A 17,747-nucleotide genomic window follows, 5' to 3' on the forward strand; every position below is an offset into this window, starting at 1 on the left:
GACAGCGACGAAGCCCGCGCAGCGACCTACGACGCCTGGCTCCATCACTACAATCACCACAGACCCCACACCGGCATCGGCGGCCAAACACCCTCAGACCGCGTTCACAACCTCACGGGGAAGAACATCTAGCGCCGCCCCCCGCCCACCTCGCTGATCGGCCCCTCCGTGCGCGAACCGGCCCCTTGCGGACGTGCGCAAGGGGCCGGCTCGCGTAGAAGGGGGCCGGTCGGCAGAATCCTGCGGATTACTCTGCGACCCGCGCCGCTATGTCGGTGCGGTGGTGCGAGCCGTCGAGACGAATGCGTCCGATCGCCTCGTACGCCCGGTCGCGGGCGGAGCGGAAATCGGATGCCACGGCGACGACACTGAGCACGCGTCCTCCCGAGGCCACGAGCGAGCCGCCCGGCGCATCGGGGCTGGCCGTGGCGGCGTGCGCGACATGCACGCCCTCGACGGCGGCGGCCTCCGCGAGCCCCTCGATCGGGCGCCCCGTCTGCGGCGCCTCAGGGTACCCCTCGCTCGCGAGCACGACGGTGATCGCGACGTCATCGCTGAACTCCGGCTGCGGCTGATCCTCGAGAGTGCCGGATGCCGCGGCGAACAGCAGCTCCGACAGCGGGGTGACGAGGCGGGGGAGCACGACCTGCGTCTCCGGGTCGCCGAACCGGGCGTTGAACTCGATCACGCGCACGCCAGACGGGGTGAGGATGAGTCCGGCGTAGAGCAGGCCGATGAACGGTGTGCCCTCGGCGTCGAGCTGACGGATCACGGGAAGTGCGACGTCGCGCGTGACCGCGTCGACGAAGTCCTGCTCGCTGCCGAACTGCTCCGCCAGCCAGGGCAGCGGTGAGTATGCACCCATGCCTCCGGTGTTGGGGCCGGCGTCGCCGTCGAGTGCGCGCTTGAAGTCCTGCGCGGGGCTGAGCGCGCGGACGGTGTCGCCGTCGCTCAGAAAGAACAGCGAGACCTCGGGACCCGAGAGGAACTCCTCGATCAGGACTGGGCCTGACGGAAGATAGTGCTCGGCGTGTGCGAGCGCCTCGGCGCGGTCGGACGTGACGATGACGCCCTTGCCCGCGGCGAGTCCGTCGGCCTTCACGACGTACGGAACGCCGAGATCGTCGAAGGCTGCTTCGACGGCGGCGACGGTCGTCGCCCGCACGGCGCGGCCGGTCGGCACGCCCGCGGCATCCATGACCCGCTTCGCGAACGACTTCGAGCCCTCGAGCTGAGCCGCGGCCTTGCCCGGCCCGAAGACCGGGATGCCGTGAGCGCGCAGCGCATCGGCGACGCCCGCGACGAGCGGAGCCTCCGGTCCGACGACGACGAGGTTGATCGCATGCTCGTTGGCGAACGCGGTGACCGCGGCGCCGTCGAGCGGATCGACCGTGACGGGCGTGGCATCCTGCGCGATGCCGGCGTTGCCCGGGGCGACGAACAGCTCGTGCTCCGTCTGCTCGGCCCGCAGGGCGAGGATGATCGCGTGCTCACGGGCACCGGAACCGAGTACGAGAATCTTCACCGGTCCAGCCTACCGAGGGTGGTGGGTCGGGTTTCGGCGAGCGGCCGTGCACAATTCAGCAAGAACTTCGCTGATCAGCGCGCGCCGCTGGCGTGTCGGGCCGTTCCGCCGAATTCTTGCTGAATCGTGAACGCATCACGACGGGCACACGGCGGCGCCGGGCGCGTCAGAGCTCGATCGGGCGCTCGACCGATCGGTCCCAGGGGATGGTCCAGCCGGCGGCGTCGAACAGTGCGTCGAGCACCATGGCCGTGAACCCCCAGACGATGGTGCCGTCGACGTCGAACGCCGGTCCCTTGAACGTCTGGCCGAGCCGGTGGAGCGTCGACGTGAACCGGGTCGCGGGGTCCAGCAGCTGCGCGACCGGCACGCGGAACACCTCGACGGTCTCGGCGTGATCCACCGCCACGACGCGTGATGGCGACCGCCACCAGCCGAGCACGGGCGTGACGAGATGGTTGCTCGCTGCGAGTGGGATCTCCGGAAGGGTCGCGAGCACCTCGACGCCGGACGGGTCGAGGCCCGTCTCCTCTTCTGCTTCGCGGAGCGCGGTGGCGACGGCATCCGCATCCTGCGTTTCGCGCCGTCCGCCGGGGAACGAGACCTGCCCGGGGTGCGATGAGAGGCTCGCCGCCCGCCGCTGCAGCAGCACGTCGAGATCGGCGGCCACCGTGGCCTCATCGTTCTCGGCGGGGATGCTGTCGAGCCGGCCGAAGAGCACGAGGACGGATGCCGTATGCGCGCCGTCGGAGACCGCCGGGAACCCACGACTCCACCCGTCACCGCGCTGCGCGGTCGCCAGCAGCTCGGCGCGTGCGCCGCGCAAGGTTTCGGGGTCGGGGCTCATCGACACGAGCCTATTCCTGCGGAGTGCGGGCGGGGCCGGGCGTACCCTCTTTCTCATGCCCTCCCGCAAGATCGACATCGTCACCGGCCGGACGGCCCTCGACGCCGTGCGTGCCGCGGATGCCGCGGGCGAGACCCCGCAGCGCACCGACCTCGCGACCGCGGTGCGCTACCTGCTGCAGCTGCTCGACGAGAAGGCTCCGGGCAACAGCGTCGAAGTGCGCGTGCCGCCCTTCGGCGCCGTGCAGGTGATCCAGGGGCCGCGCCACACACGTGGCACGCCGCCCAACGTGGTGGAGATGGATGCCGCGACCTGGATCGCCGTCGCGACCGGGGCGGCGTACTGGACGGATGCCGAGGCCGCCGGCCGCATCGCCGCCTCGGGCACGCGGGCGAGCCTCGTCGACGTGCTGCCACTCCGGCCGTAGCCCGGGGTGCCGCACCACAGGCAACGGTGGGAGAATGGAGGCATGGCTCCCACCGATTCCCACCAGACCGTCGAGGCGACCGTGCGTCGCGTGCCTCGCTATGGCGTGCTCATGGGTATCGGCGTGGTGGTCGGCATCATCGCGGCAGCCATCCTGACGTGGACCGGCAGCTTCGAGCAGTCCGAGGCGCTCGACGTCGTCTACCCGCCGGCGCAGGTCTTCGGATTCCTGCTCCTGTGGACGGTCCCGATCGGACTGGCCGTCGGCGGTGTCGTGGGCATCGTCCTCGAGCGCGTCGCGCGGCGGCACGATCGCGTCGTGCAGGTCGACCGCGAGACGATCACCGAAACCGACTGAGCGTCAGGCCAGTTCGGCGATCACCGGACGGATCGCGGCGTCGAACGCCACGACGTCGCGGCGGAGCCCATCGGTCACGGCCACGGTGAGGGCACCGATCCACCAGATGCCGCGCTGCGAGAACGGCAGCACCTGCACGTTCAGCTCGAACGAGTGCGCACGCCGCCCGACCTCGCGCTCGAACTCCGCGATCGCACTCGCGTAGGCGCGATACGCGTCGCCGCCGGTGTTGCTCTTCATCGAGTGGACGTAGCGGTCGTGCGCGGCCCTGGCGTACCGGAGAGCCGTCTCGCCGTGCGGAGCGATGGCGGTGGCGAATTCCTCGGCCCCGGTGGCGGGCAGCGCGACGAGGGTGTCGAAGCCGTCGATGAGCTCGAGCGGAACCTCGGACGGATGCGCACGGGGCTCGACCGTCATGTCCCAGTAGTGACGCCACTGCGCCTCGACGGCATCCGACGCCTCCACGGCATCCGGCGCCCGCACGGAGAGCTCGCGCAGGCTCGGAAGGTCTTCCGGCGTGCGGATCCCGAGCATCTGGCGCAGCGCGAGCGCCACGAGCACCGGAACGCTCGCGTCTTCGCGGATGAGCCACTGCGGCTTGTCGGCCATGGCCCCATCGTAGGCGGGAGCGGGGCCGTCGACCGAGGGTTGTTCTCGCGGAGAGTCGGGTCGGCTGCGGGCGGTAGGCTGGAGGGGTGGCTGCCTCCTCCACCAATCCCTATTCCGAAGCCGGCGTCGACACCGCTGCAGGTGATCTCGCGGTCGAGCTGATGAAGTCTTCCGTGCGCGCGACGCACGGCCCCGAAGTCCTCGGCGGTGTCGGCGGATTCGCCGGCCTGTTCGACGCCAGTGCGCTGCGCGACTTCCGGCGTCCGCTGCTCGCGACCAGCACCGACGGCGTCGGCACGAAGGTCGCGATCGCGCAGGCGATCGACAAGCACGACACGATCGGTCAGGATCTGGTCGGCATGGTCGTCGACGACATCGTCGTCGTCGGAGCGAAGCCGCTCTTCATGACCGACTACATCGCCTGCGGCAAGGTCTTCCCGCAGCGCATCGCCGACATCGTCCGCGGCATCGCCGAGGCCTGCTCCGCCACGGGCACCGCGCTCGTCGGCGGCGAGACCGCCGAGCACCCCGGGCTCCTCGGACCGCGGGACTACGACGTGGCCGGTGCCGCGACGGGCGTCGTCGAGGCTGACGCGATCCTCGGCGCCGAGCGCGTGCAGGACGGCGACGCGGTCATCGCGATCGCCTCGAGCGGGCTCCACTCCAACGGCTACTCGCTCGTGCGTCATATCGTGACGAACGCGGGCATCGGCTACGGCGACAACGCCGCGGACTTCGGTTCGACCTGGGGTGAGGCTCTCCTCGAGCCGACCCGCCTCTACACGCTGCCGCTGCTGCGCCTGATCGATGCGATCCCCGGCGGGGTGCACGCACTCAGCCACGTCACCGGCGGCGGCATCGCCGCCAACCTCGCCCGTGTGCTCCCGCAGGGCAGCTGGGCCGAGGTCGATCGCAGCACCTGGTCGCCGAGTCCCGTCTTCCGCGTGCTGAGCGACATCGCCGGTTCCACGCTCGAGTCGGCCGAGGGCACCTGGAACCTCGGCATCGGCTTCCTCGCGGTGATCGCCGACGACAAGAAGGATGCCGCTCTCGCGGCACTCGGTTCGCAGAGCCTGCACGCATGGCAGGTCGGGACCGTGCATTTCGAGGGCGGCGCCGCCGGCGCTCGTCCGGCAGGAGAGTTCGAACAGGGCGCCAAGGGCGTCGACGGTGGAGCGGTGCGCCTGGTGGGCGCCTACTCGGATGGAGTGAAGTAAGAGCCCATGTGCGGCATCGTCGGAATGGTGGGGGCAGCCCCGGTCAATCAGGACATCTACGACGCACTCCTGCTGCTGCAGCACCGCGGCCAGGATGCAACCGGAATCGCCACGGCTGAGGCCAACGGCATCATGCACAACGCGAAGGCGCAGGGCATGGTCCGCGAGGCGTTCCGCACACGCGACATGCGGGCGCTGCTCGGCAATGTGGGTCTCGGTCACGTGCGCTATGCCACGAAGGGCACCGCGTCGAACGAGGAGGAGATGCAGCCGTTCTATGTGAACGCGCCCTACGGCATCATCCTCATCCACAACGGCAACCTCACCAACACGCGCGAGCTGACCGCCGACATGGCGAAGCGCGACCGTCGGCACCTGAACTCCTCCAGCGACACCGAGCTGCTGCTGAATGTGCTGGCCGGTGAGCTGCAGAACACGACCTCGACCGTCGACCTCGACGCCGAGCGCGTCTTCGAGGCGGTCACCCGCACCCATGAGCGCATCGAAGGCGCCTACGCCGTCATCGCCGTGATCGCCGGCTATGGTCTCCTCGCGTTCCGCGATCCGTTCGGCATCCGCCCGCTCATCCTCGGGCGCCGCCCGTCGACCGTCCAGGGTGCAGAAGGCCGCGACGAATGGGTCGTGACCAGCGAATCGCTCGTGCTCGAGAACGGCGATTACGACGTGGTCCGTGAGGTCGAACCCGGCGAGGCGATCTTCATCACGACCGAGGGCGAGATGCACTCGCGTCAGTGCGCGGAGGCCGCGCAGCTCGCGCCGTGCGCGTTCGAGTACGTCTACCTCGCGCGTCCCGACTCGGTCATGAACGGCATCTCGGTGTACGAGTCGCGTCTGCGCATGGGCGACCGTCTGGCCGACACGATTGCCAAGCACGTGCCGATGGACAAGATCGACGTGGTCATGCCGATCCCCGACTCCTCGCGGCCGGCGGCGATGGAGGTCGCCCGCAAACTGGGCATCGAATACCGCGAGGGCTTCTACAAGAACCGCTACGTGGGCCGTACCTTCATCATGCCGGGACAGGCGGTGCGCAAGAAGAGCGTGCGCCAGAAGCTCAACGCCATGTCGACCGAGTTCCAGGGCAAGAACGTGCTCCTGATCGACGACTCGATCGTGCGCGGCACGACGTCGAAGGAGATCATCCAGATGGCGCGGGATGCCGGTGCCGCTTCGGTGACTTTCGCGTCTGCGGCGCCGCCGGTGCGGCATCCCCACGTCTACGGCATCAACATGCCCTCGCGTCACGAGCTCATCGCGCACGGCCGGACGATCCCCGAGATCGCCGAAGAGCTCGGCTGCGACCACCTCGTATATCAAGAGGTCGACGACCTCAAGGCGGCGATCATCGAGGGGTCGGCTCTGACCGACCTTGACATGAGCTGCTTCGACGGCCGGTACGTCACCGGCACCGTCACCGACGAATACCTGGCCTGGGTGGAGGGGTCGCAGACCTCGTGACGTCGCGCCCGCTCTGGCAGGGCCGGGCGCTCGCGCTGGTCGGGATCGTGCTCGTCGCGTTCTCGCTGCGGTCGGCGGTCGCCTCGCTGTCGCCGGTGATCGATCACGTCGCCCAGGACTTCCCGGTGTCGTCGGTGGTCGTCGGCCTGATCGGCGCCGCACCGCCGGTGTGCTTCGCGCTGTTCGGTCTGCTCACTCCGCTGTTCGAGCGGCGGTTCGGCCTGGAGCGCGTCGCGGTGACGGCGATCGCCCTGATGGCGGCGGGGATGCTGCTGCGTGGGATCGTGGGTGACTCGATCGGTCTGCTGGCCACGACCGCGCTCGTGTTCGCGGGGGTCGGATCCGGGAACGTGCTGCTGCCTCCGCTGGTCAAGAAGTACTTCCCCGACCGCATCGGCGTCATGATGACGGTGTACTCGACGACGCTGGCCGTCTCCACCTTTCTGCCGCCGCTCGTGGCCGTGCCGGTCGCGGACGCGTTCAGCTGGCGGGTGTCGCTGGGCATGTGGGGTCTCTTCGCCGCGATCGCACTGGTGCCGTGGGTGATGCTGCTGCTGCGGGAGCGCACGGCTCCGATGGCTGCCCCGGTGGAGCTGTCGGAGAGCGATCCATCGGAGAACGACCCGACCGACGGACGCCACGACATGCAGGACGCGGTGGCTGTCGCGACCGGACCCATCATGACCACACGGTCGAATCCGCGCTATTTCGGACGGCTCTGGCGACTGCCCCTCGCCTGGGCGCTGGCGATCGTCTTCGGTACGTCGTCGACGATGGCCTATGTCTCGTTCGCGTGGATGCCGACCATGCTCGTGGATATCGGCGGGGTGACTCCGGCCACTGCCGGATTCCTGCTCTCACTGTTCGCGCTGGTCGGATTGCCGTGCTCGCTGATCGTGCCGATCCTCATCGTCAAGTTCCACGCCACGCGTCCGCTGTTCTTCGTGGCCGTCAGCGGTGGGTTGATCGGCCTCGCCGGATTCCTGCTCGCCCCGACCGCGGCGCTGCCCCTCTGGGTGTGCTTCTTCGGCCTCACCGCGATCATGTTCCCGCTCAGCCTGGTGCTGCTCAGCATCCGCGCACGCACGCCGGAAAGCGCCGTCGCGCTCAGCGGGTTCGTGCAGAGCATCGGCTACGCCATCGCGGCGGTCTTCCCGCTGCTGGTCGGCCTGCTGCACGAGACGACCTCGGGGTGGCAGGTGCCGCTCCTCGTCGTGGGCTCCGTGCTCGTGGTGTCGATCCCCGCGGGCATCGTCGCCGGACGCCGCCGCACGATCGAAGACGAGTGGGAGCGCCGGCACGGACGCTGGTGAGCGACGTCAGCTGCGCGGTCGCGGCGGTGCGGTCGATGACCGGACGATGAGCTCCGGCTCGGTCGACGGCACCTCGCCCACGGCATCCTGACCCTCGATCTTCGCGATCACGCGGAGCGCGGCGGCGCGGCCCATCGCCTCGAAGGGCTGACGCACGGTGGTGAGTGCCGGCGAGGCGTAGGCGGCGAGGGCGATGTCGTCGACGCTGACGACCGACACGTCCTCCGGCACATTGCGGCCGGCCTCGTGCAGCGCTCGGATGAGTCCGAACGCCATCTCGTCGCTCGAGACGAAGACGGCGGTCACCTCGGGGATCGCAGCGATGGTGCGGCCCGCCCGGTACCCGGACTCGGGCGTCCAGTCGGCGGGGATCACCGGCGGGGGAGTGATGCCGCGGTCGCGGAGCGTCTGCTCCCAGGCTTCGCTGCGCTGCTGCGTCTCGGTCCAGTACTCGTCTCCCGAGACGTGCCAGACGGTCGAGTGGCCGAGATCGAGCAGGTGCTCGACGGCGAGACGTGCGATCGCGCGCTGATCGACGGAGAGCGGTGCGTCCTCGTCCAGCGAGGCCCGCTCGCTGCGCGTCGACGGCGTGCGCTCTGTTCGCGCCCTCATGGCGGGGCTGTCGAGTTCCACCGGTACGCCGAGGATGATCCCTTCCGCGCCCTGGCGTTCGAGGCGGTCGAAGGCCTCGAGGAACGACTCGGTCGATGCGTGATCGGCCACCGCGGCGGTCGTGACCGTGTAGCCGTTCGCCGCCGCCGCCTGTTCGATGCCCACCCCGAGAGCTGCGGACGAGTACCGGTCCGTGGAGACGACGATGACACCGAGAATTCGCGAGCGGCCGGACGCGAGGGAAGCGGCCGCCGCGTGCACGCGATAGCCCAGTTCCTCGACGGCGGCGAGCACTCGCCGGGCGGTGTCTGGGCGGACGTTGTCCTGCGCGGACATCACGCGGGAGACGGTCTGCGTCGAGACTCCGGCGAGGCGAGCGACGTCGACCTGGCTCGGCGCTCGATCGGAGCGAGGACGGCGGGGGGACATGGGGCAATGATAGCGATCAATCGGCGCAGATCCGGGGAGCGAAGACCGCCATCGTGCGATAATGTGAGCGCAAACAATTCTTGGGAGATGCATGTCCGACCTTCTCGCGCCGCCGTCCGGCGTCGACTCTCCGGCGCACGACGGCGCCTCGCCGGCATTGATCTGGCGGGACGGCGAGATCCTCCGAGACGGCGTCGCGCACCGCATCCTCGCAGGCTCCATCCACTATTTCCGGGTGCACCCCGATCAGTGGGAGGACCGGCTGCGCCGCCTGGCGGCGATGGGCGCGAACACGGTCGACACGTACGTGGCGTGGAACTTCCACGAGCGGATCGAGGGTGACCGCCGTTTCGACGGGTGGCGCGACATCGAGCGCTTCATCCGTCTCGCGGGCGAGGTCGGCCTCGATGTCTTCCTGCGGCCGAGTCCGTACATCTGCGCGGAGTGGTCCAACGGCGGCATCCCCTTCTGGTTGTCGGGACGCGTCGCCGCGCTGCGTACGAGCGACCCTGGATTCCTCGCCGCTGTGGATGCCTGGTACGACGAGCTCATCCCGCGTCTTGTGCCGCTGCAGGCGGCCTATGGCGGCCCGGTGGTCGCAGTCCAGGTCGAGAACGAATACGGGTCCTTCGGCAGCGACGATGCCTACCTCGCCCATCTCCGCGACGGTTTGCGATCGCGGGGCATCGTCGAGATGCTCACGACCGCAGACGGTATCACCGACGACATGGTCGTCCATGGCAGCGTTCCCGGCGCGATGACAACCTTCACCTTCGGTACGGGCGTGAACGAGGCGCTGCGGCTGCGACGCGATGACGAAGCGCTCATGTGCAGCGAGCTGTGGGGCGGCTGGTTCGATCACTGGGGCGAGCGCCACCACGTGCGCTCGGCCGACAGCATGGGCGGGACCATCGGAGAGTTGCTCGACGCCGGCGGTTCGGTGAGCCTGTACATGGCGCACGGCGGCACGAACTTCGGGTTGTGGAACGGGGCGAACCACGACCGCGTCCTCCAGCCTACGACGACGAGCTACGACTCGGATGCCCCCATCGGGGAGGACGGCTCGCTGGGCGCGAAGTTCCATGCCCTTCGCGAGATGTTCGCTCCGCATCACGGCGGCGAGCTGCCGCCGATCCCCGCGCCGCCGCGGCGGCAGGCCGCATCGTCGTCGCCCCTGGTGCAGACGGCGTCGCTCCTCGACATCATCCGCGCAGTTCCGATCGCGGGGCCGCCCACGGCTCGTCCTCAGACGTACGAACAGCTCGACGCGGAAGACGGACTCGTCGCCTACGAGGCGACGATCTCGTTCCCTGAGGGGGCGGTGCTGTCGATCGACGGGCTGCACGATCGTGCGACAGTCTTCCTCGACGACGAGCGGATCGGCACGCTGGAGCGCGATGGGGTGACGACGCTTCCGCTTCCCGGCGTGACGCGCACGGCTCTGCTCACGATCGTCGTGGAGAGCCTCGGCCGCATCAACTACGGGCCCTACACCGGCGAGGGCAAGGGGATCATGAGGGGCGTGATGATCGGCCGGCGGCTCGTGCACGGATGGGCGCATCGCGTCATCCCGCAGACGGCCCCCGTGATCACCGGCACATCCGATTCCCGCGACGGCCTGGCCGTGGCGCAGATCGACGTGGATGAGCCGCTGGACGCCTGGCTCGCCTTCCCCGGTGAGGGGAAGGGCATGGTGTGGCTCAACGGATTCCTGCTCGGCCGGTACTGGAGCGTGGGACCGCAGCACACGCTCTACGCCCCCGCCCCGCTCTGGCGTCGCGGTCGGAATGATGTTCGCGTGCTGGAGCTCGATGCGGTCGGCAGCGCGGTCGAGATCTGCGAGCATCCGGTCTTCGGCGAGACCGAGGAGTTCGTCGGCTCCTGATCGCGAACGGGAAGAGGGTCGCTCGCGCGAAGTCGAGCGGCCCTCTCCGCCTACCGCGGCCTCGGGAGAATGTTTGCGCATATATTTCGTCACTCCCTTGCCTGCAATGATGGCGCGGTATACGGTGATAGCGCAAACATCAGTGCGATGCTGACGTTTTCCACTGCGACGCGTCGGGGCGTCTTTCCTCCCGAAGCGCGCTTCGTCCGAGAGGCAAGACGTGTCGAACACTTCCCGACGTTCCCGTACCACGCGCTCCGTCAGCGCCCTACTGGCGACGGTCCTCGTGTGCGGCGGTGTGGTCGCCCAGGCGTCCGCGGCGTCCGCCGCCGACCTGATTCCCGTGCCGAAGACGGACTACCGTCTTGCCGGGGTCTCCAGCGCCTCCGATCCCTACCCCGCGCCACCGGCGGTCGACGGCACCGCGCTCGCCGCTTTCGACGGTGACTACGCGACCCAATGGGTGTCGCGCTACACCGAGAAGGCGCCGTTCCCGCACTGGGTCTCGGTCGACCTCCAGCGATCACTGTCGGTGAAGGCGCTCGACTACTCGGGCAAACTCGGTCAGCGCATCGACGCCAAGACGGTCGAGGTGTACGTCACCGATGACGCTCAGGCTGCAGCGACATCGCCCGCGGATGGCGGCTGGGGCGAGGCGGCCGCGAAGTCCGAGCTGCACCCACCCACCGCGAACGACGAGAAGCAGCGCATCACCCTGGAGACGGCGAAGGAGGGGCGCTTCGTCGCCCTGCTGATCATCGACGCGCAGGACATGGCAGGCAACGGTGCCGGCGCCGGCGAGATCGAGATCTTCTCCGATGAAGAGCTCCCGCCGATCGTCGAGCCCGAGCCCGAGCCGCCCGTCGACATCGACACGGTCGAGATCGCGAACGGCGGCACGACCGCCACCGTCGCGGTCGGCTTTCCGCAGATCACGGGCTATCTGGTCGGTGAGCGCCCGTTCGGCGGACAGCGCGCGTCGTCGAATCAGTGGTCGGTCGACGGCACGTCTTACGCCGCCGCGACCACGTCCACGCCCTCGGCGACCGGCGTCGACTACGTCTCGACGCTCACCGGCGTCGATGTGACGGTGCACAGCAGCATCCGCGTCACGTCTGCCGGCACCGTCGAGTTCGAGGTGACAGAAGTCGGGGGCGGCGCAGCCGTGAACACCCTCGGCCTGCCCGGGAACGCGTTCCTCTCCACGGATGCATCGGCCGCAGGATCCGTCCTCGACCGAACGGTCATCGACCCGAACAGCACCACGAACGCCGACGAGCACATCGCCGTGGACGCGTCTGCGGCCATCGGTGAGAAGGGCGCGGCCTTCGCGTTCCTCGGCAACGGCGCACTCGTCGGCAGCGTCATCACGAATGCGACCACGCAGGCGTCGGTCGAGCCGCAGTCGTGGGACGGGCGACTGCTCACCCGCATCACCGCGGCCGCAGGGCGCACCGCCGAGATCGGCTCCAGCTCTTGGCTGATCCACCCCACGGCGGCGGTCGACAGCCGCGTGACGACGTACGAGCTGCCGAAGGTCACCGTGCTGCTCACCGCCGACCGCAACGAGGACTCCGTCGTGGACTGGCAGGATGCCGGCATCCGCTATCGCGAGGTCGACACGGTGCGCCTCGGCGCCGAGCGGGTGGCGGAGCGCGTGGTCAGTCGCATCCCCTTCAACTTCGCGTCGACCGCGACGAACTACTTCGACCTCACGCTCGACAACACCAAGCGCATCGCCAACCAGACCGACGGTCTCGGTCAGTGGGTGCTCAACAAGGGCTTCGGCAACGAGGGCCACGACTCGGCCAACACCGACTACGGTGACAACTTCAACGAGCGGGCCGGCGGCGTCGGCGATCTCAACCGCCTCGTCGACGCGGGAGCCAAGCTCAACGCCGACATGAGCGTGCACGTGAACGCCACGGAGATCTACCCGCAGGCGAACTCGTTCGATCCCGCGATCCTCAGCGGGAGCGCGCCGTACCAGCCCGGCTGGAACTGGCTCGATCAGTCGTACTACATCGACCAGCAGGCCGACCTGGGCTCCGGTCGGGTGCTCGACCGGTTCCAGCAGCTGCGGGATGCCGTCCCCGGGCTCAGCGGCGTGTACATCGACGTGTACTACTCCAACGGGTGGGTCGCCGAAGAGCTGGCCGACGAACTGCGCGCGATGGATCTCGAGATCGCGACCGAGTGGGGCGACAGGTTCGTCGACAACTCCGTGTGGGCACACTGGCCCACCGACCTCGCTTACGGCGGCGTCGACAACAAGGGCATCAACTCGACGATGGTGCGGTTCATCCAGAACGGCCAGGCGGATGTCTGGAACGACGACGTCCTCCTCGGCCAGCAGCGACTGATCGACGCCGAGGGATGGAGCGGCAACCGCAACTGGGACGGCTTCATCGGCAACATCTGGACGCAGAGCCTCCCGACGAAGTTCATCCAACAGTTCGATCTGCTCACCTACGAGGCCGAGACCGCGGCGACGCTGACGGATGATGTGAGCATCGCCGTCGAGGACGGCGTGCGGATCATCACGATGGATGGCGCCACGGTGCTCCGCGGTGACTCCTACCTGCTTCCCTGGCAGTCTCTGGCATCCAACGCCGACGCCGGTTCCCCCGTCGACGCCGACAAGATGTACTTCTACTCGGCACCCGGCGGTGCCCAGACCTTCGGTCTGACCGGCGCATTCAGCGGCAACTCGGCCTTCGACGTCTTCGAGCTCGGGGATCAGGGCCGTGAGAAGGTTTCGACCGTCACGGCGGCCGACGGCGAGCTGACGATCGACGGCAAGAAGGGCACGGCGTACGTCGTCGTTCCTCAGGGCGGCGCGCAGCGTGCTGCCGTCGAGTACAGCGATGCGGGCCTGGGTGATCCCGGATTCAACTCCGGCTCACTCGACGTCTGGAACCCGCAGGGTGATGTGTCGATCGAACGCACCGACGTCGGCGCGCAGAAGAACGAGTCGCGCGGTGACAACGTCGCCGTGCTCGGAGCATCCGCGTCGTCGATCTCGCAGAAGGTGACCGGCCTCACCACCGGCGAGCGGTACTTCTTCTCGGCGCAGGTGCAGATCGATCCCAGCGAGACGCGCGACGTCACCGTCTCCGTCGACAGCCCGGCAGGGGCGGTCACCCGCACCTGGAACCTGTCTCCGACTCTCAACCTCATGCTTCCCGACTCGAAAGCGGGCCAGCACTACCAGCGGGGTGCGGTCTCGTTCCTCGCCCCCGCATCCGGCGAGGTCACGGTCTCCATCGCCGCGCCGGCAGGACCGGCGAAGGTCCGCATCGACAACGCCCGCGTGATGACCGACACCACGGCGCCGCTGGCGGCCGGAACGGTGTACTCGGAGGACTTCGAGGGCAATCAGCCCGGCTGGGGTCCGTTCGTCTACTCCGGCGATCCCGGGGGGATCCGCACGAGCATCGCGCAGCGGCACGATCCCTACACGAGCAGCGAATGGCGCAACACCGCGCGGCCGTACACCGCCGGTGAGCCGCTGGCCGGTCTCGCTGTCGACTCGACCCTGAGCGGCGATCACTCTCTGTTGTCGCACTCCGAGCTCAGCGGTGTCGTCTACCGGACCGACCCGACGCTCGTGTCATTGCAGGCCGGGCACACGTACCGCGTCGACTTCGATTACCAGCTCGGCGCGAGCGGGGCGTACCGCTGGGTGAGCGGGACGGATGCCGTCGCCGACGGCGCGGTGACCTCGACGACGCTCGGACGCACCGACCTTCCTCAGGCGCTCGAGACGACCGCCTTCCAGCACGAGGTCAAGGTCGGGTGCGGCGACTACACCTGGGTGGGCCTCGAGCGCATCGGCGGTCCGGAAGTCGACTTCGTGCTCGACGACTTCACGGTCACGGACCTCGGACCGACCGAGGGTGGCACGCCCTGCGCGACCGTCTCGGGCGGTGCCGCGGTGCTGAGCCCCGGTGGGCAGTCGGCCTTCACGTCGAGCTTCACGAACAGCGAGGACGTCGCGGTGGAGAACGTCGGTGTATCCCTCTCTCTTCCCGAGGGGTACGTGGTGGAGGTCGCCGACGGCTCGACGAATGTGTTCGAGCAGGTCGCTTCGGGCGACACCGTCGAGACGACCTGGTTGATCACCGCACCTGCCGCAGCCGCTGGCACGACCGTCGGCATCGGGATGGAGGCGACCTACCTCGCCGATTGCGATGTGCGATCGGTGCAGACAACCCTGCAGACCACGGTCGCGACCCGCGCACGGATCCCGAACGAGCAGATCACCGCATCGGCGAATTCCGAGGAGACAGCGAACGAAGACGGCAAGGCGTCGAACATGCTCGACGGCAACGCCGGCACCCTTTGGGTGAGCCGGTGGGGCACGGATGCCACGACGTATCCGCACGTGCTGACGTTCGATCTCGGTAAGGCGGAGAACGTCGACGGCATCTCCTACCTGCGACGCACCCCGAACGCGAACGGACCACTCAAGGGTTACGAGGTCGCGGTCTCGACGGACGGCGAGACCTACACGCCGGTGACCACCGGCGAGTGGGCGAACGTCGCCGAGTGGCAGGATGTGAGCTTCGCGCAGACGACGGCGAGGTATGTGCGGGTGACCGCGACGTCATCGATCTCCGGGTCGCAGTACGGCGCGGTAGCGGAGATCGCGATCTACGGGTCTTCCGCACCGCAGAGCGGCCACGCGCCGGAGGAGCGGCCGGCCGACGACCTCGGCGATTGCAACCCCGCGATCGACCCGAAGCTCAGCCTGGATTCCGCGTCGGTGCGCGCGGGGGAGACGGTCGGTGTGAACCTGTCCGGATTCGCTCCGGATTCGACTGTGTCGTTCTGGCTAGGCGACGTCAAGATCTCGGACGCCGCGGTCAATGCCGAGGGCGCCTGGGCGAGCCGGGTGCTGATCCCGGCGACGGCCGAACTCGGCAAGCATGACCTGATCGTGAAGAACTCGTCCGGTGAGGTGCTCGCGAGCGCGTCGCTGAAGGTGAAGAAGGCCAAGCCGGCGAAGGACGCGAAGGTCACCGCGTCGGTGGGTACGGTGCGCGGCGGCTCATCGATCGCCGTGCAGCTGCGCGGTTTCGAGCCGGATGCCGGCGTGCAGCTCTGGTTGCACTCGGAACCGGTGAAGCTGGGTGATGTCAGCCTCGATGCTGACGGAAACGCGGTGGCGACCGTCGTGATCCCGGCGGCGACCGAGGCCGGACAGCACTCGATCGTCGTGACAGATGCCGAGGGCGTGGAGCTCGCGCGGACCGGGCTGGCGGTGACGTCGGCTCCGGGCGCCGCGGCCGGAGCCGGTGCGGGCTCGGGGGCCCCGCTCGCCGCGACCGGGGCGGATGGCGTGCTGTGGTCGACGGTGGCGCTGTCAGCGCTGGCGCTGATGGTTCTCGGAGCCGTGTTGTGGACGCGGCGGCGACGGGTCAGCTGAGACCGCCTAGCAATCGCTGACCTGTGATGGGACGGCCCGGAGGATGATCCTGCGGGCCGTTCGGCGTGACCTCCATCGCGTAGCTAGTATGCTGCCATATTCGAACATCTGTTCTAGTCTGGGGGTATGACCCCGCAGCGGACGGATCTCGACCTCGATCTCGAGGAACGCCGTCGCGTGCTGGACGCGTGGGTCGAGAAACGGCGGCAGGTCGCGGTCCTGGAGGCGGAGGCGTGCGAGTTGCTGGTGGAGCAGATCGGGTTCCATGACGCGGATGTCGCGGAGAGTCCCTTTCACCGGGATGCGATCTACCGGTCGATGGTCGCGGAATTCTCCGCCGCGGGTCGGATCCCGAAGGGGTCGATCGAGTTCGCATTCACCGACGCCCGCACCCTGAGCGAAGAACTCCCCGCGGTGCGGGCGGCATTCCGGTCGGGGCGGGTGAGCGCGGGGCATGTGCGACAGATCGCCCGGGCGAGCGCGATCGTGTCCGAAGCGATTCGCAACAAGAAAGTGGATGCCGACGTGATGGGACTGTATGAGGCGGCGGTGCTGGTGTACGCGGAGCGGGAGACCGCGGCCCGCACGGGTGCGCACGCGAAGCAGGTCGCCGCCGCGCTCGTCGGGGAGACCGTCGTGGAGCGGCACCAGCGGGCGTCCGGGGAACGGTGTGTGAGCATCCGCTCCGTCGGCGACGGCCTTGCCCTGCTGTCCGCGGTGCTCCCGGAATGGGCCGCTGTCGCGATCAGAGATCGCCTCGACCAGATGGCCCGCCACGTGATGAACACCCGCGACGACCGGGACCCGGCCCTGGCCGGGTGGGCGTTCGACGATGACAGTGACACGATCACCTCGGACGACATCGCCCCGGACGATCCGGCGTTCGACCTGTTCGCGGGCCTCTTCGATGACGTGATCGACGGGCACGACGTGATCCACGGGAACGGGACCTTCGCCGTCGACCCCGACGCCAACGTCCAGCGCATCCCGGCGGATGACCGGACGTGGGACCAGGTTCGGGCCGACCTGTTCATGGACCTGCTGCTCGCCGCCGACCCCAGCACCGCGCAGGGGGCCGGGCTCGACAACATCCAGGGCCGCATCCAGGTCACCGTCCCCGGCAGCACCCTCACCGGTGCCGACAACCGCCCCGCCCTCCTCGACGGGCACGGGCCGCTGCACCCCGACATCGCCCGGGCACTTGCGGGCCGGAACACCGGCTGGTCACGCCTGTTCCTGGACCCCGACGGGATGGTCACCGAAACCGACACCTACACCCCGACCGCGCAGATGCGCCGATTCCTCCGCGCCCGCGACCAGCACTGCCGCTTCCCCGGCTGCCGCATGCCCGTCCACCGGTGCGACATCGACCACACCCACGACCACGCACGCGGCGGCAGAACCCGGCTGAGCAACCTCGCCCACCTCTGCCGCACCCACCACACCCTCAAACACCCCGACATCCCCGACAGACACCGATGGACCGCCCGACAACACCACGACGGCACCCTCACCTGGCACAGCCCCCTCGGACGCGAATACCGAGACAACGCGCCACCACGCGTCATGTTCACCTGAGATGGGGTGCGTGAGTCGGGAACTCGGGTAGGTCTTCA

The 17,747-nt window shown here is 68.9% G+C and carries 13 protein-coding genes; 9 read left to right on the forward strand and 4 right to left on the reverse strand.

The features are described 5' to 3' along the window. On the forward strand, positions 1-132 hold a 132-nt coding region (locus tag RS85_RS19300; RefSeq protein ID WP_152642427.1), incomplete at its 5' end, for an integrase core domain-containing protein. A 115-nt stretch (positions 133-247) separates the two neighbouring features. Here the strand turns inward: RS85_RS19300 and purD are convergent. Together purD and RS85_RS13515 are read right to left on the reverse strand one after the other, a co-directional pair. Further along, positions 248-1,525, reverse strand: coding sequence for a phosphoribosylamine--glycine ligase (purD, locus tag RS85_RS13510; protein WP_046014000.1), 1,278 nt, complete (start codon positions 1,523-1,525; stop codon positions 248-250). Positions 1,526-1,691: 166 nt separating this feature from the next. Next, positions 1,692-2,372 (reverse strand): NUDIX hydrolase, encoded by a 681-nt coding sequence (locus RS85_RS13515; RefSeq protein WP_046014193.1) that lies wholly within the window; start codon positions 2,370-2,372, stop codon positions 1,692-1,694. Between the two features lie 55 nt (positions 2,373-2,427). Here RS85_RS13515 and RS85_RS13520 point away from each other — a divergent pair, with 55 nt between their 5' ends. Both RS85_RS13520 and RS85_RS13525 read left to right on the forward strand, forming a co-directional pair. After that, positions 2,428-2,799, forward strand: a complete 372-nt coding sequence (locus tag RS85_RS13520; protein WP_046014001.1) for a sterol carrier family protein — start codon at positions 2,428-2,430, stop codon at positions 2,797-2,799. 42 nt (positions 2,800-2,841) lie between these two features. Then, entirely contained in the window at positions 2,842-3,156 is a 315-nt protein-coding gene (locus RS85_RS13525; protein WP_046014002.1) for a hypothetical protein, read from the forward strand. A 3-nt stretch (positions 3,157-3,159) separates the two neighbouring features. On the opposite strand, the gene RS85_RS13530 is transcribed toward RS85_RS13525, so the two are convergent. After that, a complete protein-coding gene (locus RS85_RS13530) occupies positions 3,160-3,765 on the reverse strand; it encodes a hypothetical protein (protein WP_046014003.1) in 606 nt (201 codons plus the stop codon). Positions 3,766-3,851: 86 nt separating this feature from the next. Here RS85_RS13530 and purM point away from each other — a divergent pair, with 86 nt between their 5' ends. From purM to RS85_RS13545, 3 genes are read left to right on the forward strand one after another with little or no spacing between them, the layout of a single operon-like run. Next, positions 3,852-4,982, forward strand: a complete 1,131-nt coding sequence (gene purM, locus RS85_RS13535) for a phosphoribosylformylglycinamidine cyclo-ligase (protein WP_046014004.1) — start codon at positions 3,852-3,854, stop codon at positions 4,980-4,982. 6 nt (positions 4,983-4,988) lie between these two features. Then, positions 4,989-6,461, forward strand: coding sequence for an amidophosphoribosyltransferase (gene purF, locus RS85_RS13540; RefSeq protein ID WP_046014005.1), 1,473 nt, complete (start codon positions 4,989-4,991; stop codon positions 6,459-6,461). Beyond that, a complete protein-coding gene (locus RS85_RS13545; protein WP_200894840.1) occupies positions 6,458-7,774 on the forward strand; it encodes an MFS transporter in 1,317 nt (438 codons plus the stop codon). Before purF ends, RS85_RS13545 begins: the two co-directional genes overlap by 4 nt. 6 nt (positions 7,775-7,780) lie before the next feature. On the opposite strand, the gene RS85_RS13550 is transcribed toward RS85_RS13545, so the two are convergent. Then, the gene (locus RS85_RS13550; protein WP_046014007.1) at positions 7,781-8,815 is read right to left on the reverse strand and encodes a LacI family DNA-binding transcriptional regulator; all 1,035 of its coding nucleotides are present in this window, start codon (positions 8,813-8,815) and stop codon (positions 7,781-7,783) included. 91 nt (positions 8,816-8,906) lie between these two features. Between RS85_RS13550 and RS85_RS13555 the strand changes: the two genes are divergently transcribed. The 3 genes from RS85_RS13555 (at position 8,907) to RS85_RS13565 (ending at position 17,709) form a co-directional block, all read left to right on the forward strand. Beyond that, the gene (locus RS85_RS13555) at positions 8,907-10,700 is read left to right on the forward strand and encodes a glycoside hydrolase family 35 protein (RefSeq protein WP_082087630.1); all 1,794 of its coding nucleotides are present in this window, start codon (positions 8,907-8,909) and stop codon (positions 10,698-10,700) included. A 220-nt stretch (positions 10,701-10,920) separates the two neighbouring features. Continuing rightward, entirely contained in the window at positions 10,921-16,131 is a 5,211-nt protein-coding gene (locus tag RS85_RS13560) for an endo-alpha-N-acetylgalactosaminidase family protein (RefSeq protein ID WP_046014008.1), read from the forward strand. Positions 16,132-16,257: 126 nt separating this feature from the next. Then, positions 16,258-17,709: an HNH endonuclease signature motif containing protein gene (locus RS85_RS13565; RefSeq protein WP_046014009.1), complete on the forward strand. Its 1,452-nt coding sequence runs from the start codon at positions 16,258-16,260 to the stop codon at positions 17,707-17,709. The last annotated feature ends 38 nt before the right edge of the window (positions 17,710-17,747 follow it).

The organism is Microbacterium sp. SA39 (genome assembly GCF_000967865.1).
In the GTDB taxonomy this organism is placed as follows: domain Bacteria; phylum Actinomycetota; class Actinomycetes; order Actinomycetales; family Microbacteriaceae; genus Microbacterium.

Coding starts and splice junctions, on each gene's coding strand:
- RS85_RS13515 (WP_046014193.1), bottom strand. CDS start 2,372: ATGAGCCCCGACCCCGAAACCTTGCGCGGCGCACGCGCCGAGCTGCTG.
- RS85_RS13520 (WP_046014001.1), top strand. CDS start 2,428: ATGCCCTCCCGCAAGATCGACATCGTCACCGGCCGGACGGCCCTCGAC.
- RS85_RS13525 (WP_046014002.1), top strand. CDS start 2,842: ATGGCTCCCACCGATTCCCACCAGACCGTCGAGGCGACCGTGCGTCGC.
- RS85_RS13530 (WP_046014003.1), bottom strand. CDS start 3,765: ATGGCCGACAAGCCGCAGTGGCTCATCCGCGAAGACGCGAGCGTTCCG.
- purF (WP_046014005.1), top strand. CDS start 4,989: ATGTGCGGCATCGTCGGAATGGTGGGGGCAGCCCCGGTCAATCAGGAC.
- RS85_RS13550 (WP_046014007.1), bottom strand. CDS start 8,815: ATGTCCCCCCGCCGTCCTCGCTCCGATCGAGCGCCGAGCCAGGTCGAC.
- RS85_RS13555 (WP_082087630.1), top strand. CDS start 8,907: ATGTCCGACCTTCTCGCGCCGCCGTCCGGCGTCGACTCTCCGGCGCAC.
- RS85_RS13565 (WP_046014009.1), top strand. CDS start 16,258: ATGACCCCGCAGCGGACGGATCTCGACCTCGATCTCGAGGAACGCCGT.